General features: G+C 75.1%; 2 protein-coding genes. Both read left to right on the forward strand.

The genetic code is table 11. From position 1 onward, the window contains the following. Positions 1–3,556: SDR family NAD(P)-dependent oxidoreductase (locus ABD308_RS15270; protein ID WP_344333846.1), on the forward strand; the 3,556-nt coding region annotated here is incomplete at its 5' end. Between the two features lie 80 nt (positions 3,557–3,636). Next, positions 3,637–5,552 (forward strand): type I polyketide synthase (locus tag ABD308_RS15275; protein ID WP_344333848.1); only part of this gene is annotated, 1,916 nt, incomplete at its 3' end.

Here is a 5,552-nt window from a genome sequence, read left to right on the forward strand (position 1 = left end):
GCGGCAGGACCCCACCGAGGACTGCGACCAGGTCGTCACGCTTCCGGCCGAGGACGGCACCGCGGCCCTGCTGGCGGCCCGCCTGTTCGCCGCCGGGGTGCGGCCCGTCCCGGCCCGGCCCGGGGAGGACGGCGCCGCCGTCGTCGCCCTGCCGGCCTACCCGTGGGAGCACCAGCCGTACTGGTACAAGGACTTCCCGGCGACCCCGGCCACCTGCTGGCCGCTCTCCGCGCCCACCGCGGCGGAACTGCGGGCCCGCGCCGGACGGCTGCGCGACCTCGTCGCCGCCGGAACGCCGGAGCCCGGCGCGGTGGCCCGGGCGCTGGCCGGGCACCCCGGCCGGCCGCACCGGCTGGCGCTGGTCGGCGAGGACGGTACCCGGCTGCTGGACGCGCTGGGCGCGTTCGCCGACCGCGGTGAGCTGGCCGGCACGGCCGTGTCGGGCAGCGCGCCCGGCGACGCCCGGCCCGTCCTGGTCTTCCCCGGCCAGGGCTGGCAGTGGGAGCGGATGGGCGCCCGGCTGCTGGAGGCCTCGCCGGTCTTCGCCGCCGCGGTGAGCGAGTGCTCCGGGCTGGTCGAGGAGTCGGCCGGCTGGTCGGTGCTCGCGGTGCTGCGCGGCGAGCCGGACGCGCCCTCCTTCCAACGGGTGGACGTCGTGCAGCCGGTGATGTTCTCGGTGATGCTGGGTCTGGCCCGGCTCTGGGAGTCGGCCGGGGTCCGCCCGGCGGCCGTGGTCGGCCACTCCCAGGGCGAGATCGCGGCGGCCTGCGCGGCCGGGGCGCTGAGCGTCGAGGACGCCGTCCGGGTCGTCGTGGCCCGCTCCGCGGCCCTGGTGGAACTCGCCGGGCAGGGCGCGATGCTGTCGGTCGCGGCCGGTACGGACCGGGTCGCCGAACTGGTCGGGCGGTGGCCGGACCGGCTCTGGCTGGCCGCCGTCAACGGGCCGTCCGGCACCGTGGTGGCCGGCGAGGTGGCGGCCGCCGAGGAGTTCCTGGCGCACTGCGAGACCGCCGGCGTGCGGGTGCGGCGCATCCCCGTGGACTACGCCTCGCACACCCCGCACGTCGAGGCCATCCGCGAGCAGGTCCTGCGGGCGCTCGGCCGGGTGGAACCGCGCGCCTCCCGGATCCCGATGTACTCCACGCTGACCGGCGCGGTGGTCGACACCACCACCCTGGACGGCTCCTACTGGCTGGAGAACCTGCGCAACCCGGTGCGCTTCCAGGACGCCGTCACCGCGCTGCTGGACGACGGGTTCACCGTCTTCATCGAGGCCAGCGCCCACCCGGTGCTGACCATGGGCATCGGCGAGACCGCCGAGGCGCGCGCGACGGCCGCCACCGACGGCCCGGTGACCGTCACCGGCACCCTGCGCCGCGACGACGACACCCTCGCCCAGTTCCTGACCGGCGCCGCCCGGGTCTGGGCCGCCGGGGTCGCGGTCAACTGGACCGCCCTGCACCCCGCCCCGGCGGGCGGGCAGCCGCTCGACCTGCCGCTCGACGGCGAGGAGGAGAGCGCCGGCGCCCCGACCGGCACCGACCAGGTGGAGAAGCGCTTCTGGCGGATCGTCGAGCAAGCCGACACCGGGGAACTGGCCGGACTTCTGGGGCTCACGGCGGACGCGGAGCACGACGCGCTGCGGGCCGTGCTGCCGACGCTCTCGCACTGGTGGCAGCAGCGCCGCGAGGCCGCTGTCATCAACGCCTGGCGCTACCGCTCGGTGTGGCGCCCGCTGACCGTCGACGCCGGCTCCGCCGCCGACGGACTCTCCGGCGTCTGGCTGGTCGCCGCGCCGGACGGGCTGCTCGGCCACGACCTGGTGACCGCCTGCGTCCGGGAGATCGACGAGCACGGCGGCAAGGCCCAGTTGCTCCCGGTCGACACCACCGGGGCCGACCGCTCCGCCCTGATCGAGGCGTTCACCGGCGCGCCCGTCAACGGCGTGCTGTCGCTGCTCGCGCTCGACGAGTCCGCACACCCGGAACACCCGGCCGTCCCGGCCGGCCTGCTCGCCACCGTGCGCCTGCTCCAGGCCATGGACGACGCCTCCTGCGAGGCCCGGCTCTGGTCGGCCACCCGCGGCGCGGTCGCGACCACGGACGACGAGCGGCTCACCCACCCGCTGCAGGCCCACGTCTGGGGCCTCAGCCGGGTCGCCGGCCTGGAGACCCCCCAGCGGCTGGCCGGCGTGATCGACCTGCCGCCCGCCCTGGACGCGACGAGTGGCGCGCTGCTGTGCGCCGCCCTCGCCGGGGTCGACGAGGAGGACCAGCTCGCGCTGCGCGCCACCGGCCTGCTGGCCCGCCGGATCGTCCGCGACCCGGTGGCCGACGACGCGCCGGCCACCCCGTTCCGGCCCGAGGGCACCTCGCTGGTCACCGGCGGCACCGGCGCCCTCGGCGGCCACGTCGCCCGCTGGCTCTCCCGGCAGGGCGGACACGTCCTGCTGGTCGGCCGGCAGGGCCCGGACGCCCCCGGCGCGGCCGAACTCGTCGCCGAGCTCACCGGGTTGGGCGCGTCCAGTGTCACCGTCACGGCCTGCGACATCACCGACCGGGAGTCCCTGGCCCGGGTGATCGACGGCATCCCCGCCGAACGCCCGCTGCGCGCCGTCTTCCACACCGCCGGCGTGGTGGACGACGGGCCGGTCAACACCATGGCGGCCGACCAGCTGGAGCGGGTGCTGCTGCCCAAGACCCGGGCCGTGGCCAACCTCGACGAGCTCACCGCCGACCTCGACCTGAACGCCTTCGTGCTCTACTCCTCGGCCGGCAGCATGGTCCCCAACGTGGGCCAGGGCGCCTACGCGGCGGGCAACGCCTACCTGGACGCCTTCGCCCGGCACCGCCGGGCCCGGGGCCGCACCACCACCTCGATCGCCTGGGGCGCCTGGTCGGGCCAGGGCATGGCCGGCGAGCAGGACTTCGTCGAGCGGGTCGGCCTCGGCGGCATGGACCTGATGACCCCGCACCTGGGGGTGATGGCCCTACTCCAGGCGCTGGGCCACGGCGACACCACCGTGGCGATCGCCAACGTCGACTGGGACCGCTTCGCCGAACGCTTCAACGCCACCCGGCCGCACCCCTTCGTCGCCGAACTCGTCACCGCCGCGACCGCCCCGGCCGGCACCGAGTCGCCCGCCGCGACCCGGCTGGCCCAGCTGACCGAGCTCGAACCGAACCGGCGCCGCAGCACCGTGCTCGACCTGGTGCGCGCCGAACTGGCCACCGTGCTCGGCTTCTCCAACGCCGGGAGCATCAGCCCCGGCACCGCGTTCAAGGACTTCGGCATCGACTCGGTCACCGCCGTCGAACTGCGCAACCGGATCGTCGGCACCGCCGGGCTCCGGCTCTCGCCGGTGGCCGTGTTCGACCACCCCACGGCGGAGGCGCTGACCGACCACCTGCTCGGCCAGTTCCCCGACGCGGAGCAGGCCCAGCAGGACCCGGAGCCGGCCGAGGCGGCCCCGCAGGAGGTTGAGGAGCCCAGCCGGATCGACGCGATGTCGGTGGAGGACCTCCTGCGCATGGCCCGCGGCGACCGCGACTCCTGACCGAGACAGTTCCTGAACGAGACGGGCCCTGACCCCAGACAGGCCCTGACCCAGATCGTGGCGAAAGCGGAGTGACCGGGATGACAACGTCGAACCAGGAGATCGTCGAGGCGCTGCGCACCTCGCTCAAGGAGACCGAGCGGCTCCACAAGGAGAACCGGCGGCTGATCGACGCCGCCCGCGAGCCGATCGCGGTGGTCGGGATGGCCTGCCGCTTCCCGGGCGGGGTGGGTTCGCCGGAGGAGCTGTGGGAGCTGCTCGCCGAGGGCGTGGACGCGACCTCGGAGTTCCCGACCGACCGGGGCTGGCCGGAGGACCTGTACGACCCGGACCCCTCGCGGTCCGGGAAGTCCTACACGCGCCGGGGCGGGTTCCTGGACGACGTGGCGGGCTTCGACGCGGAGTTCTTCGGGATCTCGCCGCGTGAGGCGCTGGCCATGGACCCCCAGCAGCGGCTGCTGCTGGAGGTCTCCTGGGAGGCGCTGGAGCGCGCCGGAATCGACCCGCTGGCCTCGAAGGGCAGCCGGACCGGCGTCTTCGTCGGCGCGTCCGGCTCGTACTACGTCGCGGACCCGGGCCGGGTCCCCGAGAACGTCGAGGGCTACGCGCTGACCGGGAACCTGTCCAGCGTGCTGTCCGGGCGGGTCTCCTACTCCCTGGGGTTCGAGGGCCCGGCGGTGACCGTGGACACCGCGTGCTCGTCGTCGCTGGTCGCCCTGCACCTGGCCGTCCAGGCGCTGCGCAAGGGCGAGTGCACGCTGGCCCTGGCCGGCGGTGTGACGGTGCTGGCCAGCCCCGTGGCGTTCACCGAGTTCTCCCGGCAGCGCGGACTGGCCGGCGACGGCCGGTGCAAGCCGTTCAGCGCCGCCGCGGACGGCTTCAGCGCGGGTGAGGGCATCGGCCTGCTGGCGCTCGAACGGCTGTCGGACGCACGGCGGTTGGGTCACCGGGTGCTCGGCGTCGTCCGGGGCAGCGCCATCAACCAGGACGGCGCCAGCAACGGCCTCACCGCGCCGAACGGCCCCTCGCAGCAGCGGGTGATCCGGGCGGCGCTCGCGGATGCGGGCCTGGAGGCCGGGGACGTCGACGCGATCGAGGCGCACGGCACCGGCACCAAGCTGGGCGACCCGATCGAGGCCGAGGCCCTGATCGCGACCTATGGACAGGACCGGTCGGCCGATGCGCCGGTCCACCTCGGCTCGCTGAAGTCCAACATCGGCCACGCCCAGAGCGCGGCCGGTGTGGGTGGCGTCATCAAGATGGTGATGGCGTTGCAGCGGGAGGAGCTGCCGCGCACGCTGCACGCCGAGGAGCCGTCGCCGTTCGTGGACTGGTCGGCGGGGTCCGTCTCGCTGCTGACCGAACCCGTGGCCTGGACTCGTGGGGAGCGCACGCGTCGTGCGGGTGTCTCGTCGTTCGGGGCGAGTGGTACGAACGCGCATGTGATCGTGGAGGAGGCTCCCGAGGTCGAGGTCCCTGTCGAGGACGGCGAGCCCGGTGTGACGGGGGTGTCGGCGTGGTTGGTGTCGGGTGGCAGTGCGGGTGGTCTGCGGGCGCAGGCGGCGCGGTTGGCGGAGTTCGCCGGTACGGGTGTGGAGCCTGCGGTGGTGGGTCGGGCGTTGGCCGGGAAGCCGGTGCTGGGTCATCGTCTGGCCGTGGTCGGTGCCGACCGCGCCGAACTGCTCGCCGGTTTGGAGGCGTTCGCGGCCGGGGGTGAGGTCGCGGGCAACGCCGTGACGGGCACGGTCGGTGCGACGGCGCGGCCGGTGCTGGTGTTCCCGGGGCAGGGCTGGCAGTGGGAGCGGATGGGTGTCGAACTGCTCGACGCGTTCCCGGTGTTCGCGAAGTCGGTGGCGGAGTGCTCGGCGGAGGTCGAGCGCCTCGCGGGCTGGTCGGTCCTCGACGTCCTGCGCGGTGAGCCGGGCGCGCCCTCCTTCGAGCGGGTGGACGTCGTTCAGCCGGTGATGTTCACGGTCATGGTGGGCCTGGCCCGCCT

Source organism: Kitasatospora putterlickiae (genome assembly GCF_039527695.1).
Classification (GTDB): Bacteria; Actinomycetota; Actinomycetes; order Streptomycetales; family Streptomycetaceae; genus Kitasatospora; species Kitasatospora putterlickiae.